We start from the raw sequence: 14,271 nt of genomic DNA on the forward strand, positions 1-14,271 counted from the left end.
GCCGTCACACCTCCAGCTTCGGCAGGTCGATCCAGCGGCGCTCGGCCCAGGATTGCAGCCCGGCTTCCGCCAGCTGCACGCCCTTCGCGCCAGCCAGCAGATCCCACGGATAGGTGGCGACATCGCCGGCGAGGTAGCGGAAGAAGAGCTCCCACTGCGCCCGAAAACCGTTGGGGTAGTCCTGCGTGCTCGGCACTTCCTGCCAGCCCTCGTAGAAATCGATGGGCTGCGGGATGTCGGGGTTCCACACCGGCTTCGGCGTGTTGACGCGGCTCTGCGTCCAGCACTTCTGCAGGCCGGCGATGGCCGAGCCATGCGTGCCGTCCACCTGGAAGGTGACCAGGTCGTCGCGGCGCACGCGCGTCACCCAGCTGGAGTTGATGTGCGCGACGATGCCGCCGGCGAGCTGGAAGGTGGCATAGGCGGCATCATCGGCATCGGCCTTGTAGCGCTTGCCGGCTTCGTCGATGCGTTCCGGGATCTGGATGGCGCCGAGGCAGGAGACGGCCTCGACCTCGCCGAACAGGTTGTCCAGCACGTAGCGCCAGTGGCAGAGCATATCGAGGATGATGCCGCCGCCTTCAGCCTTCTTGTAGTTCCAGGAGGGGCGCTGCGCGGGCTGCAGGTCGCCCTCGAACACCCAGTAGCCGAACTCCCCCTTGACCGAGCAGATGCGGCCGAGGAAGCCGCTGTCGATGACCATCTTCAGCTTGCGCAGGCCCGGCAGGAACAGCTTGTCCTGCACCACGCCGGCCTTGATGCCGGCCCGCTTCGCCAGGCGCGCGACATCCATCGCGTCTTCCAGCGAATCGGCGGTCGGCTTCTCGCAGTAGATGTGCTTGCCGGCGGCGATCGCCTTGCGCAGCAGGGCCGCGCGCATCTGCGTGGTCGCGGCGTCGAAGAACAGCTCGTCCTTCGGATCGGCGAGGCAGGCATCGAGGTCTGTGGAGACTCGCGCGATGCCGTGGGCCTTCGCCAGCGCCTCCAGCTTCTCGCGGTTGCGGCCGACCAGGACCGGGTCGGGCATCACCCGGTCGCCATTGGCGAGCTTCACGCCGCCCTCGGCGCGGATCGCGGCGATGGAGCGGATGAGGTGCTGGTTCATCCCCATCCGGCCGGTGACGCCGTTCATGATGAGGCCGATGCGGCGTTCCGCCATGGCGCTGACGTTCCCCCTTTGAGTAACCGGTTGGTTACTCCGCACGGGCCGGCACGGTCAAGGCCGCAGGTAGCCCAGCACCACCTCGATCACATGCCGCTCCCGCGCCGCGATGGCGGCTTCGGTGTCGAGCTGCGTGCCGAAGATGGTGGACAGCGTGTGCCGGTTCGCCACGTAGAAATGCCCCAGCGCCAGCATCGTGATGTAGAGCTGCATCGGGTCCACGCCCGCGCGGAACACGCCCGCCGCCTCGCCGCGCGCCAGCACGCCGCGCAGCGCCTCCGGGATGGGCGAGTAGAGTGCAGGCACATCCTCCGACCGCAGCAGATAGGCGGCGCGGTGCAGGTTCTCCTGGTTCAGCAGCGCGACGAATTCCGGGTGCCGCGCCGTGTAGCGCAGGTTGAAGGCGACCAGCCGCGCCATGGCGTCCTGCGGCGAGAGGCCCTCCACCACCACTGCGCGCTCCTCCTCGCGCTTCGCGGCATAGGCACGTTCCAGCACCGTGAGCCACAGCTCCTCCTTGGAGCCGAAATGCGCGTAGAGCATCCGCTTGTTGGCGCCGGCGCGGGCGGCGATCTCGTCCACGCGGCTGCCGGCCAGGCCCTTCTCGGCAAACTCGACCAGCGCGGCGTCCAGGATTCGCTGGCGCGTCGCCGCGGCGCGCGCGGAGACGGGCTTGTCGGCGCGCGGCGAGAGCGCGGGCGTCTCCGGTGCCGGCTTGCGCGCCGTCACGCCTGCCATGGTTTCCCTCCCCTCCGCTTCGGGGCAGCATGACGCGAGTGGCGCCGCAACACCATGGCGCGGCTTACGCCGCAACCCCATGGCGCGGCTTACGCCGCGACGCCAAGAGAGAGGGAGGATGCCCCGCATGACCTGGACCGAAAGCCTTCGCTACCCAGACCCCGCGATCCGCGCGCTGGACCCGGCCTTCAGGCGCTATCACCTGCCGCTGAGCTCGGTGGAGCGGCTCTGGACCGGCAGCCGCTGGGGCGAAGGGCCGGTGTGGCTTGGCGACATGCGCTGCCTGCTCTGGTCCGACATCCCGAACAACCGCGTGCTGAAATGGGAGGAGGAGACGGGCGCGGTCAGCATCTTCCGCAAGCCGTCCAACAACGCCAACGGCCACACCCGCGACCGGCAGGGCCGCATCGTCGCCTGCGAGCATGGCGGGCGCCGGGTGATCCGCCACGAATACGACGGCAGCGTCACCGTGATCGCGGACAGCTACCAGGGGAAGAAGCTCAACAGCCCGAACGACGTGGTGGTGAAGAGCGACGGCAGCATCTGGTTCACCGACCCGCCCTTCGGCATCGGCGGCTTCTACGAAGGCGAGCGCCACGTCGCCGAACTGCCGCACACCAATGTCTATCGCGTGGATGGCGCGACCGGCGCGATCGGGCTGGTGGCCGACGACATCAACCATCCGAACGGGCTCGCCTTCAGCCCGGATGAGAGCATCCTCTACATCGTCGAGAGCCGCAGCGAGCCGCGCAACATCCTGGCCTACGACGTGGCAGGCGCTACGCTGCGCAACCGACGCGTCTTCATCGCCTGCGAGCCGGGCGAGACGCCGGATGGTTTTCGGGTGGATGTGGACGGCAACCTCTGGTGCGGCTGGGGCATGGGCGGGCCGGGGCTGGACGGCGTGAAGGTGTTCAACGCCGCGGGCGCGCCGATCGGCTTCATCGACCTGCCGGAACGCTGCGCGAATGTCTGCTTCGGCGGCCGGCATCGCAACCGCCTGTTCATGGCCGCGGCGCATTCGCTCTACGCGCTGTTCCTGAACACGCAGGGCGCGCCGGGGGGCTGACGCGCTCGCTGCTCCCTCCCCCGCAGTGCGGGGGAGGGTCGGGGTGGGGGCGCGACCGACGGTGCCAAGTCAGCGCCGGTTTGCGCCTCAGCCCCGCGCCGGCTCCATCCCCGCCGCGGCCAGCACATGGTCCGCCAGCGCGAGCGAGGCCGTCAGCCCCGGGCTCTCGATGCCGAACAGGTTCACGAGGCCCTTCACGCCGTGATCCGCTTCGCCCTGCACCACGAAGTCCTGCGCCGGCGCGCCGGGCGGGACGATCTTCGGGCGGATGCCGGAATAGCCCGGCTCCAGCGCGCCGTCCGGCAGGTCCGGCCAGTAGCGCCGGATCGCCGCGTAGAAGCTGTCGCCGCGCCGCGGATCCACGGCGTAGTCGATGCCCTCCACCCACTCCACATCCGGGCCGAAGCGTGCGCGGCCGCCGAGGTCGATGGTGAGATGCGTGCCAAGGCCGCCCGGCACCGGCACGGGATAGATCAGCCGGCTGAAGGGCGTGCGGCCCGTCAGGGTGAAGTAGTTGCCCTTGGCGAACCAGGCGCCGGGCACATGCTCCGCCGGCATGCCCGCGATGCGCCGCGCCAGCGCCGGCGCATGCAGCCCGGCGGCGTTCACCACCAGCTTCGCGCGCAGCTGCATCGGCTCCGCGCCGCCGACATCCAGCTCGATGCCCTCCTCCGTCGCGCGCCCCGCGCTGACCGGCGCATGGAAGGCGAAGATCGTGCCGGCATGTTCCGCCTCGCCCTGCAGGGCGAGCATGAAGGCGTGGCTGTCCACGATGCCGGTGGAAGGCGAGAGCAGCGCCGCCGTGCAATGCAGCGCCGGCTCCAGCGCCAGCGCCTCGTCGCGCGTCAGCAGGCGCAGGTCGTCCACGCCGTTCGCGGCGGCGCGGCCGCGGATGCCTTCCAGCTTCTCGGCTTCCTCGGCATCGGTGGCGACGATCAGCTTGCCGCAATTGCTGAAGGGCACGCCGCGCTCGCGGCAGAAGGCGTAGAGCCGCCACTTCCCCTCGACGCAGGTACGCGCGATGAGGCTGCCGGCCTTGTAGTAGATCCCGGCGTGGATGACCTCGCTGTTGCGCGAGGAGGTCTCGGTGCCGATGCCCTCCGCGGCTTCCAGCACGAAGACCTCGCGCCCGGCCAGCGCGAGCGCGCGCGCCACCGCCAGTCCCACCACGCCCGCGCCGATGACGACGGCGTCCAGTTCCTCCACGCGTCTCTCCCCAGTCCGGCGGCGGTGTCGTAAAGCCCGTAAGCGGCCCGCGCAATCAGCCCGGCGCGTCGCGCATCACGCGCCCCAGCGCCGCGCCGAGCCGTTCCAGGTCGCGTTCCGCCAGCGCCAGCGGATTGACCACCAGCAGGCCCTCCCGGAGCCGCCCCTGGCCGACATGGATTCGTTCGGATCGCAGCACTGCCTCGGCCGCGCGGGCGTCGCGCGGGCGCAGCAACAACAGCGGCACGGCGCCGTCCGCGATCTCGCCGACGCCGGCCGCGGCGCGCACCCGTTCCAGCACGGCGCAAAGGCGCGCGGTGCGATCCGCGTCGCTCTCCGCCACGAAGCGGCGCAGCGCGACCAGCAGTCCGACGATCTCCTCCTTGCCCGCCTTGCAGGACCGCCCGATGCCATGTTGCGGCAGGCGCGGCGGCGCGGCGTTGCCGGCGAATTCGGGCGGCAGGCGGAACTGCGGCTCCGGCAGGTCCAGGTCGAGCATCTGGAGCAGCGCCGAGCACACCAGGTCGCGCCGGCCCGCCAGGATGCCGCTCGATTGCGGCCCGCCGATCGCCTTGCCGCCAGAGAAGCAGACGAGGTCCGCGCCTTCGGCGATGAAGCGTCTCAGATTGCCGGAGGGCGGCAGTTGCGCGGCGGCATCCACCAGCAGCGGCACGCCCGCCTCGCGCGCGACGCGCGACAGTTCCGGCAGCGACGGCTCGCTCCATGGCTGCGCCACCCAGAACAACCCGGCGGTGCGCGGGCCGATGGCGGCGGCGATCTCGGCGGCGGAGGCGTCGCGCACGCCGGCGCCGCTGAAGCGGTCCGGGATGCCGACCTCCACGATGCGCCCGCCGGGCACGCGCAGCGCGCGGTCGTACATGTTCCGCTGGCTGCGCGCCATGACGAAGTCGCGCCGCTCGCCCGCATCCGGCAGCGCATCCATCGCCGCGGTGTCGAGCCGTGCGAGGCAGGCGGCGGCGCCGAGCAGCAACGCGGCGGAGGCGCCAGAGGTCACGATGCCCGCTTCCGCACCCGTGATCTCCGCGATCACGCGGCTCGCGGCGGCCTGCAGCGCGACGATGTCCACGCAGGCCGTCGCGGCCTCGGCCATCGCTGCGGTGACCTCGGGCGCCATCATGCCGCCCGAAAGGCGCGTGTTGGTGCCCGCGGCGTTGATGATGGGCGTGACGCCCAGCGTCTCGTAGATCATCCGCTCAATACACGCCGCACGGCGTCCTTCCACAAGGCGTAGCGCCGATCCGCCTCCTCCCGCGGCATCCGCGGCGTGAAGCGGCGTTCCAGCCGCCAATGCGCGACCGACGGGCCCGGCGGTGGCAGCAAGCCCGCCTGCAGGCCCGCCAGATAGGCGGCGCCCAGCGCCGTCGTCTCCTGCACCACCGGCCGGTCCACCGGCGCGCCGAGCAGGTCCGACAGGAACTGCATCGTCCAGTCCGACGCCACCATCCCGCCATCCACGCGCAGCACGCGCTGCGCGCCGGAAGCGGACCAGTCGGCCTCCATCGCCTCGATCAGGTCACGCGTCTGGAACGCCACGGCTTCCAGCGCCGCGCGCGCGATCTCCGCAGGCCCCGTTCCGCGCGTCAGGCCGAAGATGGCGCCGCGCGCCTCCGCATCCCAATGCGGCGCGCCGAGGCCCACGAAGGCCGGCACGAACACCACGTTCTGCGCCGCATCCGCCTGCCGGGCGAGCGTGCCGGTCTCCGCCGCGTCGGCGATCAGCTTCAGCCCGTCGCGCAGCCACTGCACGGCCGCGCCAGCGATGAAGATCGCGCCTTCCAGCGCATAGGTCCGCTTGCCGCCGAGCTGCCAGGCCAGCGTCGTCAGGAGCCGGTTGCGCGAGGCGACGGGCGCATCACCGGTGTTCAGCAGCGCGAAGCAGCCCGTGCCGTAGGTGGATTTCACCATGCCCGGCGCGAAGCAGGCCTGGCCGAGCGTCGCCGCATGCTGGTCGCCGGCGATGCCGCGGATCGGCACGGCGGCGCCGAGCAGCGCGGGATCGGTCGTGCCGAACTCCGCCGCGCAATCCATGATCCGCGGCAGCACCGCGCGCGGGATGCGGAACAGTTGCAGCAGGTCGTCGTCCCAGTCGCCGCGGCGGATGTCGTACAGCATGGTGCGGCAGGCATTGGTCGCATCCGTCGCATGCACGCGCCCGCCGGTGAGCCGCCACAGCAGGAACGAATCCACCGTGCCGAAGGCAAGCTCGCCACGCTCCGCCGCGGCGCGTGCGCCGGGCAGGTGGTCCAGCAGCCAGGCGAGCTTCGTCGCGCTGAAATAGGGATCGCAGAGCAGCCCGGTCTTCCCCGTGATCGCCGCCGCCGCGCCCGCGGAGACGAGCCGCGCGCAATGCGCCGCGGTGCGCCGGTCCTGCCAGACGATCGCGCGGTGGATCGCCCTGCCCGTCGCGCGGTCCCACAGCAGCGTGGTCTCGCGCTGGTTGGTGATGCCGATCCCGGCGACGCCGGCGGCCGCCACGCCGCCCTGCGCCAGCGCGTCCTTCAGCACCCCCAGGCTGGCGCGCCAGATTTCCTCCGGCTCGTGCTCCACCCAGCCGGGCGAAGGGTAATGCTGCTCCAGCGGCGACTGCGCCGTGGCGCGGGGTACCAGCGCCGCGTCGTGCAGGATGGCGCGGGTGGAGGTGGTGCCCTGGTCCAGGGCCAGCAGCGCGTCCTTCATCGCATCTCCTCCACAGCCTTTCCCCGCTGATATCGGCATGGCGCGCGCCGCGCCAGGGGCCGCGCGATGCCGCTGGCCTCGGCCCGGAAGGCATGGCTTCATGCGTCTCCAGGCAATCCCGCACGCGGAGTGCACCCATGCGACGCACCATGCTGGCCGCTGGCCTCGGCCTGCTGGCGCTGACGGCCCTGGCCGCGGCGCAGCCGCGCGCACCCTACGCGCCAGGCCCGCAGAACATCGAGCTGCCATCCGACTGGCAGACCCGCTTCATCCGCTACGCCACGGTGGACAAGGCGGACCGCAAGATCATCCGCCACATGTACGTGAACCCCGAATCCTTCGCCGCCCTGCGGTCCGGGCAGCCGGCACCCTACGGCACCCTGCTGATCATGGCCGACACCCGCGCGCGGCTCGATGCGCAGGGCAACCCGCTGCTCGATACCTCCGGCCGCTTCATCCCGGAGCCGGGCTGGATCGCCATCGGCGCGCAGCAGAAGGAAGCGGGCTGGGGCGAGGGCTACGGGCCGGAGCTGCGCAACGGCGAATGGGAATACGCCGCCTTCACCGGCAACGGAGAACGCCGCAACATCCCGCTCAACAACTGCTTCGCCTGCCACCTGCAGGCCCGCGCGGCGCAGGATTTCACCTTCACCTACTGGGATCACGCACAGGCACGCAGATGACCTTCTCCCTGATCGGACGCTGCGCCCGCACCGGCCAGTTCGGCGCGGCGGCGACCACCTCCTCCCTCGCGGTCGGGGCGCGGGTGCAGGCGGTGGCGCCCAAGGTCGGCGCCGTATTGACGCAGCACCGCACGGACCCGCGGCTTGGCCCGCGCGGGCTCGCGCTGCTCCGCTCCGGCTGCACGGCGGAGGAGACGGTGGCGGCGCTGGTCGCCTCCACGCCCGACCACAAGTGGCGCCAGCTGGCCGCGATCGACGCCGCCGGCCGCACCGCGCATTTCCACGGCGCGAGGGTTAAGCCGGAATCGGGTGCCGCGCATGCGCGCGACGTGGTCGCCATCGGCAACATCCTGTCGAGCGACAAGGTGCCACAGGCCATGGCCGAGGCCTTCGTCGCGCATCCGGACCTGCCGCTCGCCGAGCGCCTGCTGCGCGGGCTGGAAGCCGGGGAGGCGGCGGGCGGCGAGCATGGCGATGTGCGCTCCGCCAGCCTGCTGGTCTTCGGCGACCACGACTTCGCCCTGGTGGATTTGCGGGTGGATGGCGATGCCGCCCCCATCCCGCGCCTGCGTTCGCTCTGGAACGAATATGCGCCCCTGGTGGAGGCCTATGTCGTGCGGGTGCTCAACCCGGACGCGGCGATCGTGCTATAGCCGGCGCGCGACGATCCGCCATTCAGGGGTAATCATGCCGATCCTCAACCGCATCGCAGAGTTCCAGCCGGAGATGACCGGCTGGCGGCAGGACTTCCACCAGCATCCGGAACTGCGGTTCGAGGAGCACCGCACCGCGGCGCAAGTGGCCAAGCTGCTGCGGTCCTGGGGAATCGAGACGCACACCAACATCGCCACCACCGGCGTGGTCGGCGTGCTGCGCGCCGGCGGCGGCACGCGCTCCATCGGGCTGCGCGCCGACATGGACGCGCTGCCGATGCCGGAGGAGACGGGCCTGCCCTATGCTTCCGTGACGCCCGGCAAGATGCATGCCTGCGGCCATGACGGGCACACCGCCATGCTGCTCGGCGCGGCGAAATACCTGGCCGAGACGAAGAACTTCGACGGCACCGTGGTCTTCATCTTCCAGCCCGCCGAGGAAGGCGGCGCGGGCGCGAAGGTGATGATGGAGGAAGGGTTGTTCAGCCGTTTCCCCTGCGACGCGGTCTATGGGATGCACAACGACCCGACCCTGCCCTTCGGCCAGGCGGACATCCGCGACGACGTGATGATGGCCGCGGCGGATGGCTTCACCATCACCGTCCAGGGCGCCGGCGGCCATGCCGCGCGGCCACATGCGGGCGTGGACCCGATCATCGTCGGCGCGCAGATGGTGACCGCGCTGCAGAGCATCGTGTCGCGCCGGGTGGACCCGCTGGAGAGCGCGGTGGTCAGCATCACCCAGTTCCATGCCGGCACGGCGCAGAACGTGATCGCCGACACGGCGATGCTGAACGGCACGGTGCGCACCCTCTCGCCCGCCGTGCGCGACCTGGTGGAGGTGACGATGCGGCGCGTGGTGGAGGCGACGGCCGCCGCGCACGACGCCACCGTGCGCCTGGAATACAGCCGCGGGTATCCGCCCACCATCAACCACGCCGACCAGGCGCGCCGCGCCGCGCGCGCGGCGGAGACGGTGCTGGGCGGCGGGCGCATCCATCGGGACAAGCCGCCGGTGATGGGCGCCGAGGACTTCGCCTATTTCCTCGAGGACCGGCCGGGCGCCTACATCAAGCTGGGCCAGGCGCAGGGCAGCAAGGGCGCGCGCCCGGTGCACACCACGCTCTACGACTTCAACGACGAGCTGCTGCCGGTCGGCGCCAGCTTCTTCGCGACGCTGGTCGAGCAGGAACTGCCGCGGCCCTGACGCCGCCTCCGGGCTCACCCCGCGAGCTGGCGACGGCGCAGCGCGTCCACGGTCTGCTGCGCCGCCGCCGGCGGCACACCGAGATGCTGCATGGCGTAGTCCGCCATGCCGAGCGCCACTTCGCGCTCGCCCATCATCACGAGGCCAACGCCCTCCTCCGCCTCCATCAGCACCGCCTCCTCGTCGCTGTGGGTGCGGATGACGACGTGGATCGCGGGGTTCGCGGCGCGCGCGAGCGCCAGCACGGCGCGGGCCTCCACCGCGCCCGGCAGCGCAACCACCAGCAGCCGCGCCCGGTCCAGCGCCGCCGCCTCCAGCACCTCGGGCCGCGTGGCGTCGCCCCAGATCGCGGCCGTGCCCGCGGCGACGAGGCGCTCGGCGGCGGCGCGGTTCTCCTCCACGGCGACCACGGGCAGGCCGTGCCGGCGCAGCGCGCCGATCACCATCGCGCCGACGCGCCCGCTGCCGACCACCACCGCATGGCCGGTGGCCGGCGCATCCCCGGCCGAGAGGATGCGACGCGGCCGCCGCTCGCCCCGCCAGAGCGCCAGCCGCGCGGAGCGTTCCAGACGGGGCGCCGCGGCCTCGGCCGCGCGCAGCAGCAGCGGCGTGAGCAGGATGGTCGCGACGGCCGCCACCAGCACCGGGCCGCGCACCGTGTCAGGCAGGATCTGCTGCCGCACCGCGACCTCGGTCAGCAGGAAGGAGAACTCGCCGATCTGGCCGAGCGAGCCGGCGACGATCGCCGCGGTGCGCGGATGCACGCGCAGCAGCAGCAGCAGTGCGAAGGTGCCGCCCGCGATCGCCAGCAGCACCACCAGCACCGCGGCGGCGCCGGCCAGCGGCTGGGCCATGACGGCGGCGGGATCCAGCAGCATGCCGACCGAGACGAAGAAGATGGCGGCGAAGATGCGCTGCATCGGCATCGCCTCGGCCGCCGCCTGGTGGCCCAGGTCGCTCTCGCCCAGCACGACGCCGGCGAAGAAGGCGCCGAGCGCGAAGGAGACGCCGAACAGCGTCGAAGCCAGGAAGGCGACGCCGAGCGCCATGGCCAGCACCGCCAGCGTGAACAACTCCCGCGAGCCACCGCGCGCCACACGCACCAGCAGCCAGGGCAGGGCACGGCGGCCGAACAGCCACATCACGCCGATGAAGGCAACGAGGGAGAGCGCGGCCTTGCCGAGCTCGTAGAGCAGCGCGCCCTCGCCGCCTGCCTGCGTGGCCCCCGCCGTGGCGGGCAGCATCACCAGGGCGAACACCACGACCAGGTCCTGCATCACCAGCCAGCCCAGCGCGATCCGCCCGGCCTCGCTGCCGAGGCGGCCCCGTTCCTCCAGCGCGCGCGTCGCGACGGCGGTGGAGGAGATCGCCAGCGCCATCCCGAAGGCGAGCGCCGCGCCGAAGGCCAGCCCCAGCGCCACCGCGCCGACGACGGCACCGAGCGCCGTGGCCAGCGCGATCTGCCCCAGCGCGCCCGGCACCGCGACGCGCCGCACCGCCAGCAGGTCGGCAGGCCGGAAATGCAGCCCGACCGAGAACAGCAGCAGCGCGACGCCGAGCTCCGCCATGGCGGAGACGAGCCCATGCTCCGCCACGAAGCCGGGCGTGTAGGGGCCGATGATGATCCCCGCCGCGATGTAGCCGAGGATCGTCGGCAGCTTCATGGCGCGGGCCGCGGCGCCGAGCAGGAAGGCGAGCAGGATGCAGGCGACGATGGTCGCCAGCATCGGGTCGGGGCCGTGGTGCATGCGCCCGACCATAGGACGGCGCCGCCCCGTCGCGCCATCGCACCCGCCCCGTTGCCGCGGCCGGCGCGGGGCCCCAGGATCGCGCGATGCGTTCGCCCGATGCGGTACAATTGCGCTTCGCCCGCGGCACCCTGCTCGCCTGGGACCCGCCGGTGCCGCGCCCCGGCGCGCCCGCCCTGCTGCTGCTGCACGGCGCGGCCTGCGGCGCCTGGGTCTGGCAGGAGGGGTTCGGCGCGCGCCTGGCAGCGGCGGGGCATGCGGTCTTTGCGCCGGAGTTCCGGCGTGGTGCGCCGGGCGCCCCGGCCGGCGTCGCGGATTTCATCGCCGATGCCCGCGCCGCGCTCGCCGCGATGCGCCGCCCCGCGGTGCTGGTGGGTCACTCGCTGGGCGGGCTCGTCGCGCAGCGCATGCTGTCCGATCCCGACGTACTGGGCTGCGCGCTGCTGGCGCCGGTGCCGCCCGAAGGCCTCGCCTGGGTGAATTGGCGGCTCGCGATGGCGGACCCGCCGCTGTGGCGCGCCGTGGCGCGCATGACGGAAACGGCGGGGCCGGCCGCCGACGCCGCGGTGCTGCGGAACGCGCTGTTCTCCACGCTGCTGCCGGATGGCGTGGCGGCGCGCCATCTGCGCCGCATGGGCGGCGAGAGCCGCGTGGCGCTGCTGGAGGCGCAGGCGGCGCAGCCCGTCGCGCCCGCCTGGGGCCTCGGCAAGCCCTGCATCGTCTATGGCGCGCGGCGCGACCGGCTCATCCCCGTCGATGCCGTGGTGCGCACCGCCGCCTGGCATGGCTGCAGCTTCGCGCTGCTCGACGAGACAGGCCACGCCATGATGCTGGATGCGGGGCGCGAGGCCTTGGCGGACCGCCTGCTCAACTGGCTGGAGGAGAGCTTCCGATGAGCGCCATCGTCATCACCGGCGGCGCCGGCGGCATCGGCCGCGCGTTGGCCCGCCGCGCCGCGGAGGCCGGCTGGCGGCCCATCACGCTCGACCTGCGCAAGCCCGAGGACATGCTGCCCAGCGAGGTTTTCGTTCCTTGCGACTTCGCCGATGCGGCCATGGCGCGCGATACCCTGGCGGAGACCGCTTCGCGTCATGCGCCGACACGGCTGGTGAACAATGTCGGCATCGTTCGCCCCGCGCCGCTCGAGGAAACCAGCATCGAGGACCTGGCCGCGGTGATGGATGTGAACCTGCGCAGCGCGGTGCTCGCCGCACAGGCGCTGCTGCCGTCGATGCAGGCGGCGGGCTTCGGCCGCATCGTCAACATCGCCAGCCGCGCCGCGCTGGGCAAGGAACTGCGCACCGCCTACGCGGCCAGCAAGGCCGGGCTGCTCGGCCTGACGCGCACCTGGGCGCTGGAACTGGCGGCACGCGGCATCACGGTGAACGCCATCGGCCCCGGCCCGATCGCGACCGAGCTGTTCCGCCGCGCCAACCCGGACAACAGCCCGCGCACGCGCGCGATCATCGAGGGCGTGCCGGTACGCCGCCTCGGCACGCCGGAGGACGTGGCGCATGCGGCGGCCTTCTTCCTCGACGACCGGGCCGGCTTCGTCACCGGCCAGACGGTCTATGTCTGCGGCGGCCTCACCGTGGGCCTCGCGCCCGCCTGAGGAGGCTCAGGCGCGCGCGGCGCGTGCCACGCGCAGCAGCCGCGAAACGACGGGCCAGAGCAGGCCCGTGGCGGTGACGGCAAACAGCGCCAGCGCGATCGGCCGGCCGAGGAAGCCGGTCACGTCGTCGCCGAAGATGATCAGGCTCTGCTTCAGAGTCTCCTCCACCATGCCGCCGAGCACCAGGCCCATGATCAGCGGCGCGGGGGAGAAGCCGGTGCGGCGGAACAGGAAGCCGACCACGCCGGCGACCAGCATGATCACCACGTCGCCCATCGACTGGTTCGGGCCATAGGCGCCGATGATGGACAGCACGAAGACCGCGGGCCAGAGGATCGCCGGCGGGATCAGCGAGATCCGCGCGAACAGCTTCGCCATGTAGAGGCCCATGAAGAGGTAGAACATGTTGGCCGCCAGCATGGAGGCGAAGACCGCGTAGAGCAGCGTCGGCTGCTCGTTGAACAGGTGCGGGCCCGGGCGCACGCCTTGCACGATCAGCGCGGCCAGGATGATCGCGGTGGTCGCGCTGCCGGGGATGCCGAGCGCCAGCGTGGGCACCATGGAGCCGCCAACGGCGGCGTTGTTGGCCGCCTCCGGCCCCGCCACGCCCTCGATGCTGCCCTTGCCGAATTCATGCTTGTGCTTCGACCAGCGGCGCGTCTCGTTGTAGCCGATCAGCGCGGCGGTGGTGGCGCCGAGCGCGGGCAGCGCGCCGATGAAGGTGCCGATGCCGCTGCCGATCCAGATCGAGCGGTTGCACTTCTTGAATTCCGCCCAGCCCGGCACGCGCGCCGCGTCCAGGTGGATGATCTTCGCCTTGCCCACGCGCCGCGCGGCCTGGTCCAGCATCTCGCCCACCGCGAAGAGGCCGATCAGCACGGGCACGAAGCCGATGCCGTCGGACAGCTCATAGGAGCCGAAGGTGAAGCGCTCCACGCCGGTCGTCAGGTCCATGCCGACGGTTGCGAGCAGCAGGCCGAACGCTGCGGCGATCAGGTTCTTGATCGCGCTGTCGCCACCGATCGCGGCGCACATCGAAAGCCCGAACAGGGCGAGGGCGAAATACTCCGGTGGGCCGAAGCTGTAGGCCGCCCGCGCGAGCATCGGCGCGGCGAAGATCAGGACCACGACCGAGAAGATGCCGCCAATCGCGGAGGAGACGGCCGACATGCCGAGGGCGAGCCCGGCCTGGCCCTTCTCCGCCATCTTGTAGCCTTCGAGCGCGGTCGCGCTGGCCGAGGGATCGCCCGGCGCGTTGACCATGATGGCGGTGATGGAGCCGCCGAAATTCGCCGCGCAATAGATCGCGCCGAGGAAGCAGATCGCCGGGATCGGCCCCATGGCGATGGTCATCGGCAGCAGCAACGCGATGGTGGTGGAACCGCTGATCCCCGGCAGCGCGCCGACGAAGATGCCGAGCACGGTGCCGAGCAGCACCATCAGCATCACATAGGGATCGAGCAGGATCGCGAGGCCGCCGAGGAAGGCTTCCATCT

At 72.0% G+C, this 14,271-nt stretch carries 13 protein-coding genes; 6 read left to right on the forward strand and 7 right to left on the reverse strand.

Annotation, left to right across the window (positions count from 1 at the left end):
* Positions 1 to 4: 4 nt before the first annotated feature.
* Together DFH01_RS02255 and DFH01_RS02260 are read right to left on the reverse strand one after the other, a co-directional pair.
* Positions 5 to 1,159 (reverse strand): Gfo/Idh/MocA family protein, encoded by a 1,155-nt coding sequence (locus DFH01_RS02255; protein ID WP_109868766.1) that lies wholly within the window; start codon positions 1,157 to 1,159, stop codon positions 5 to 7.
* A gap of 57 nt (positions 1,160 to 1,216) precedes the next feature.
* Positions 1,217 to 1,900, reverse strand: a complete 684-nt coding sequence (locus DFH01_RS02260) for a TetR/AcrR family transcriptional regulator (protein ID WP_109868767.1) — start codon at positions 1,898 to 1,900, stop codon at positions 1,217 to 1,219.
* Positions 1,901 to 2,027: 127 nt separating this feature from the next.
* Between DFH01_RS02260 and DFH01_RS02265 the strand changes: the two genes are divergently transcribed.
* Positions 2,028 to 2,969 carry an SMP-30/gluconolactonase/LRE family protein gene (locus DFH01_RS02265; RefSeq protein WP_109868768.1) on the forward strand — a complete coding sequence of 314 codons (942 nt, stop codon included), beginning with the start codon at positions 2,028 to 2,030 and terminating at the stop codon, positions 2,967 to 2,969.
* 87 nt (positions 2,970 to 3,056) lie between these two features.
* Here DFH01_RS02265 and DFH01_RS02270 read toward each other — a convergent pair whose 3' ends face one another.
* Genes DFH01_RS02270 through glpK form a run of 3 tightly spaced genes read right to left on the reverse strand, consistent with a single transcriptional unit; the run spans position 3,057 to position 6,872 of the window.
* On the reverse strand, positions 3,057 to 4,175 hold the full coding sequence (locus DFH01_RS02270; protein WP_109868769.1) for an NAD(P)/FAD-dependent oxidoreductase: 1,119 nt from the start codon (positions 4,173 to 4,175) through the stop codon (positions 3,057 to 3,059).
* Positions 4,176 to 4,230: 55 nt separating this feature from the next.
* A complete protein-coding gene (locus tag DFH01_RS02275) occupies positions 4,231 to 5,385 on the reverse strand; it encodes a hypothetical protein (RefSeq protein WP_109868770.1) in 1,155 nt (384 codons plus the stop codon).
* Positions 5,382 to 6,872 (reverse strand): glycerol kinase GlpK, encoded by a 1,491-nt coding sequence (glpK, locus tag DFH01_RS02280; RefSeq protein ID WP_109868771.1) that lies wholly within the window; start codon positions 6,870 to 6,872, stop codon positions 5,382 to 5,384. Before glpK ends, DFH01_RS02275 begins: the two co-directional genes overlap by 4 nt.
* Positions 6,873 to 7,009: 137 nt before the next feature.
* Between glpK and DFH01_RS02285 the strand changes: the two genes are divergently transcribed.
* Genes DFH01_RS02285 through DFH01_RS02295 form a run of 3 tightly spaced genes read left to right on the forward strand, consistent with a single transcriptional unit; the run spans position 7,010 to position 9,415 of the window.
* Complete coding sequence (locus DFH01_RS02285; RefSeq protein ID WP_158287582.1) at positions 7,010 to 7,555, forward strand: cytochrome P460 family protein; 546 nt, start codon at positions 7,010 to 7,012, stop codon at positions 7,553 to 7,555.
* On the forward strand, positions 7,552 to 8,208 hold the full coding sequence (locus tag DFH01_RS02290) for a DUF1028 domain-containing protein (protein WP_109868773.1): 657 nt from the start codon (positions 7,552 to 7,554) through the stop codon (positions 8,206 to 8,208). The genes DFH01_RS02285 and DFH01_RS02290 overlap by 4 nt, the downstream gene beginning before the upstream one ends.
* Before the next feature lie 34 nt (positions 8,209 to 8,242).
* Complete coding sequence (locus tag DFH01_RS02295; RefSeq protein WP_109868774.1) at positions 8,243 to 9,415, forward strand: M20 aminoacylase family protein; 1,173 nt, start codon at positions 8,243 to 8,245, stop codon at positions 9,413 to 9,415.
* 14 nt (positions 9,416 to 9,429) lie between these two features.
* Here the strand turns inward: DFH01_RS02295 and DFH01_RS02300 are convergent, their stop codons facing one another.
* Positions 9,430 to 11,163, reverse strand: a complete 1,734-nt coding sequence (locus tag DFH01_RS02300; RefSeq protein ID WP_158287583.1) for a cation:proton antiporter — start codon at positions 11,161 to 11,163, stop codon at positions 9,430 to 9,432.
* Positions 11,164 to 11,249: 86 nt separating this feature from the next.
* Between DFH01_RS02300 and DFH01_RS02305 the strand changes: the two genes are divergently transcribed.
* Both DFH01_RS02305 and DFH01_RS02310 read left to right on the forward strand, forming a co-directional pair.
* A complete protein-coding gene (locus tag DFH01_RS02305; protein WP_109868776.1) occupies positions 11,250 to 12,059 on the forward strand; it encodes an alpha/beta hydrolase in 810 nt (269 codons plus the stop codon).
* Positions 12,056 to 12,775, forward strand: coding sequence for an SDR family oxidoreductase (locus DFH01_RS02310; RefSeq protein WP_109868777.1), 720 nt, complete (start codon positions 12,056 to 12,058; stop codon positions 12,773 to 12,775). The genes DFH01_RS02305 and DFH01_RS02310 overlap by 4 nt, the downstream gene beginning before the upstream one ends.
* A 6-nt stretch (positions 12,776 to 12,781) precedes the next feature.
* Here DFH01_RS02310 and DFH01_RS02315 read toward each other — a convergent pair whose 3' ends face one another.
* Positions 12,782 to 14,269 carry a tripartite tricarboxylate transporter permease gene (locus DFH01_RS02315; protein ID WP_109868778.1) on the reverse strand — a complete coding sequence of 496 codons (1,488 nt, stop codon included), beginning with the start codon at positions 14,267 to 14,269 and terminating at the stop codon, positions 12,782 to 12,784.
* Positions 14,270 to 14,271 lie beyond the last annotated feature (2 nt).

Origin of the sequence: Falsiroseomonas bella, from assembly GCF_003173615.1 — a bacterium.
GTDB lineage: Bacteria > Pseudomonadota > Alphaproteobacteria > Acetobacterales > Acetobacteraceae > Falsiroseomonas > Falsiroseomonas bella.

What these genes read in the sequence shown, in the direction of transcription:
- DFH01_RS02255 (WP_109868766.1), bottom strand. Translation starts at nt 1,159, where the DNA reads ATGGCGGAACGCCGCATCGGCCTCATCATGAACGGCGTCACCGGCCGG.
- DFH01_RS02260 (WP_109868767.1), bottom strand. Translation starts at nt 1,900, where the DNA reads ATGGCAGGCGTGACGGCGCGCAAGCCGGCACCGGAGACGCCCGCGCTC.
- DFH01_RS02265 (WP_109868768.1), top strand. Translation starts at nt 2,028, where the DNA reads ATGACCTGGACCGAAAGCCTTCGCTACCCAGACCCCGCGATCCGCGCG.
- DFH01_RS02275 (WP_109868770.1), bottom strand. Translation starts at nt 5,385, where the DNA reads ATGATCTACGAGACGCTGGGCGTCACGCCCATCATCAACGCCGCGGGC.
- glpK (WP_109868771.1), bottom strand. Translation starts at nt 6,872, where the DNA reads ATGAAGGACGCGCTGCTGGCCCTGGACCAGGGCACCACCTCCACCCGC.
- DFH01_RS02285 (WP_158287582.1), top strand. Translation starts at nt 7,010, where the DNA reads ATGCGACGCACCATGCTGGCCGCTGGCCTCGGCCTGCTGGCGCTGACG.
- DFH01_RS02290 (WP_109868773.1), top strand. Translation starts at nt 7,552, where the DNA reads ATGACCTTCTCCCTGATCGGACGCTGCGCCCGCACCGGCCAGTTCGGC.
- DFH01_RS02295 (WP_109868774.1), top strand. Translation starts at nt 8,243, where the DNA reads ATGCCGATCCTCAACCGCATCGCAGAGTTCCAGCCGGAGATGACCGGC.
- DFH01_RS02300 (WP_158287583.1), bottom strand. Translation starts at nt 11,163, where the DNA reads ATGCACCACGGCCCCGACCCGATGCTGGCGACCATCGTCGCCTGCATC.
- DFH01_RS02305 (WP_109868776.1), top strand. Translation starts at nt 11,250, where the DNA reads ATGCGTTCGCCCGATGCGGTACAATTGCGCTTCGCCCGCGGCACCCTG.
- DFH01_RS02310 (WP_109868777.1), top strand. Translation starts at nt 12,056, where the DNA reads ATGAGCGCCATCGTCATCACCGGCGGCGCCGGCGGCATCGGCCGCGCG.
- DFH01_RS02315 (WP_109868778.1), bottom strand. Translation starts at nt 14,269, where the DNA reads ATGGAAGCCTTCCTCGGCGGCCTCGCGATCCTGCTCGATCCCTATGTG.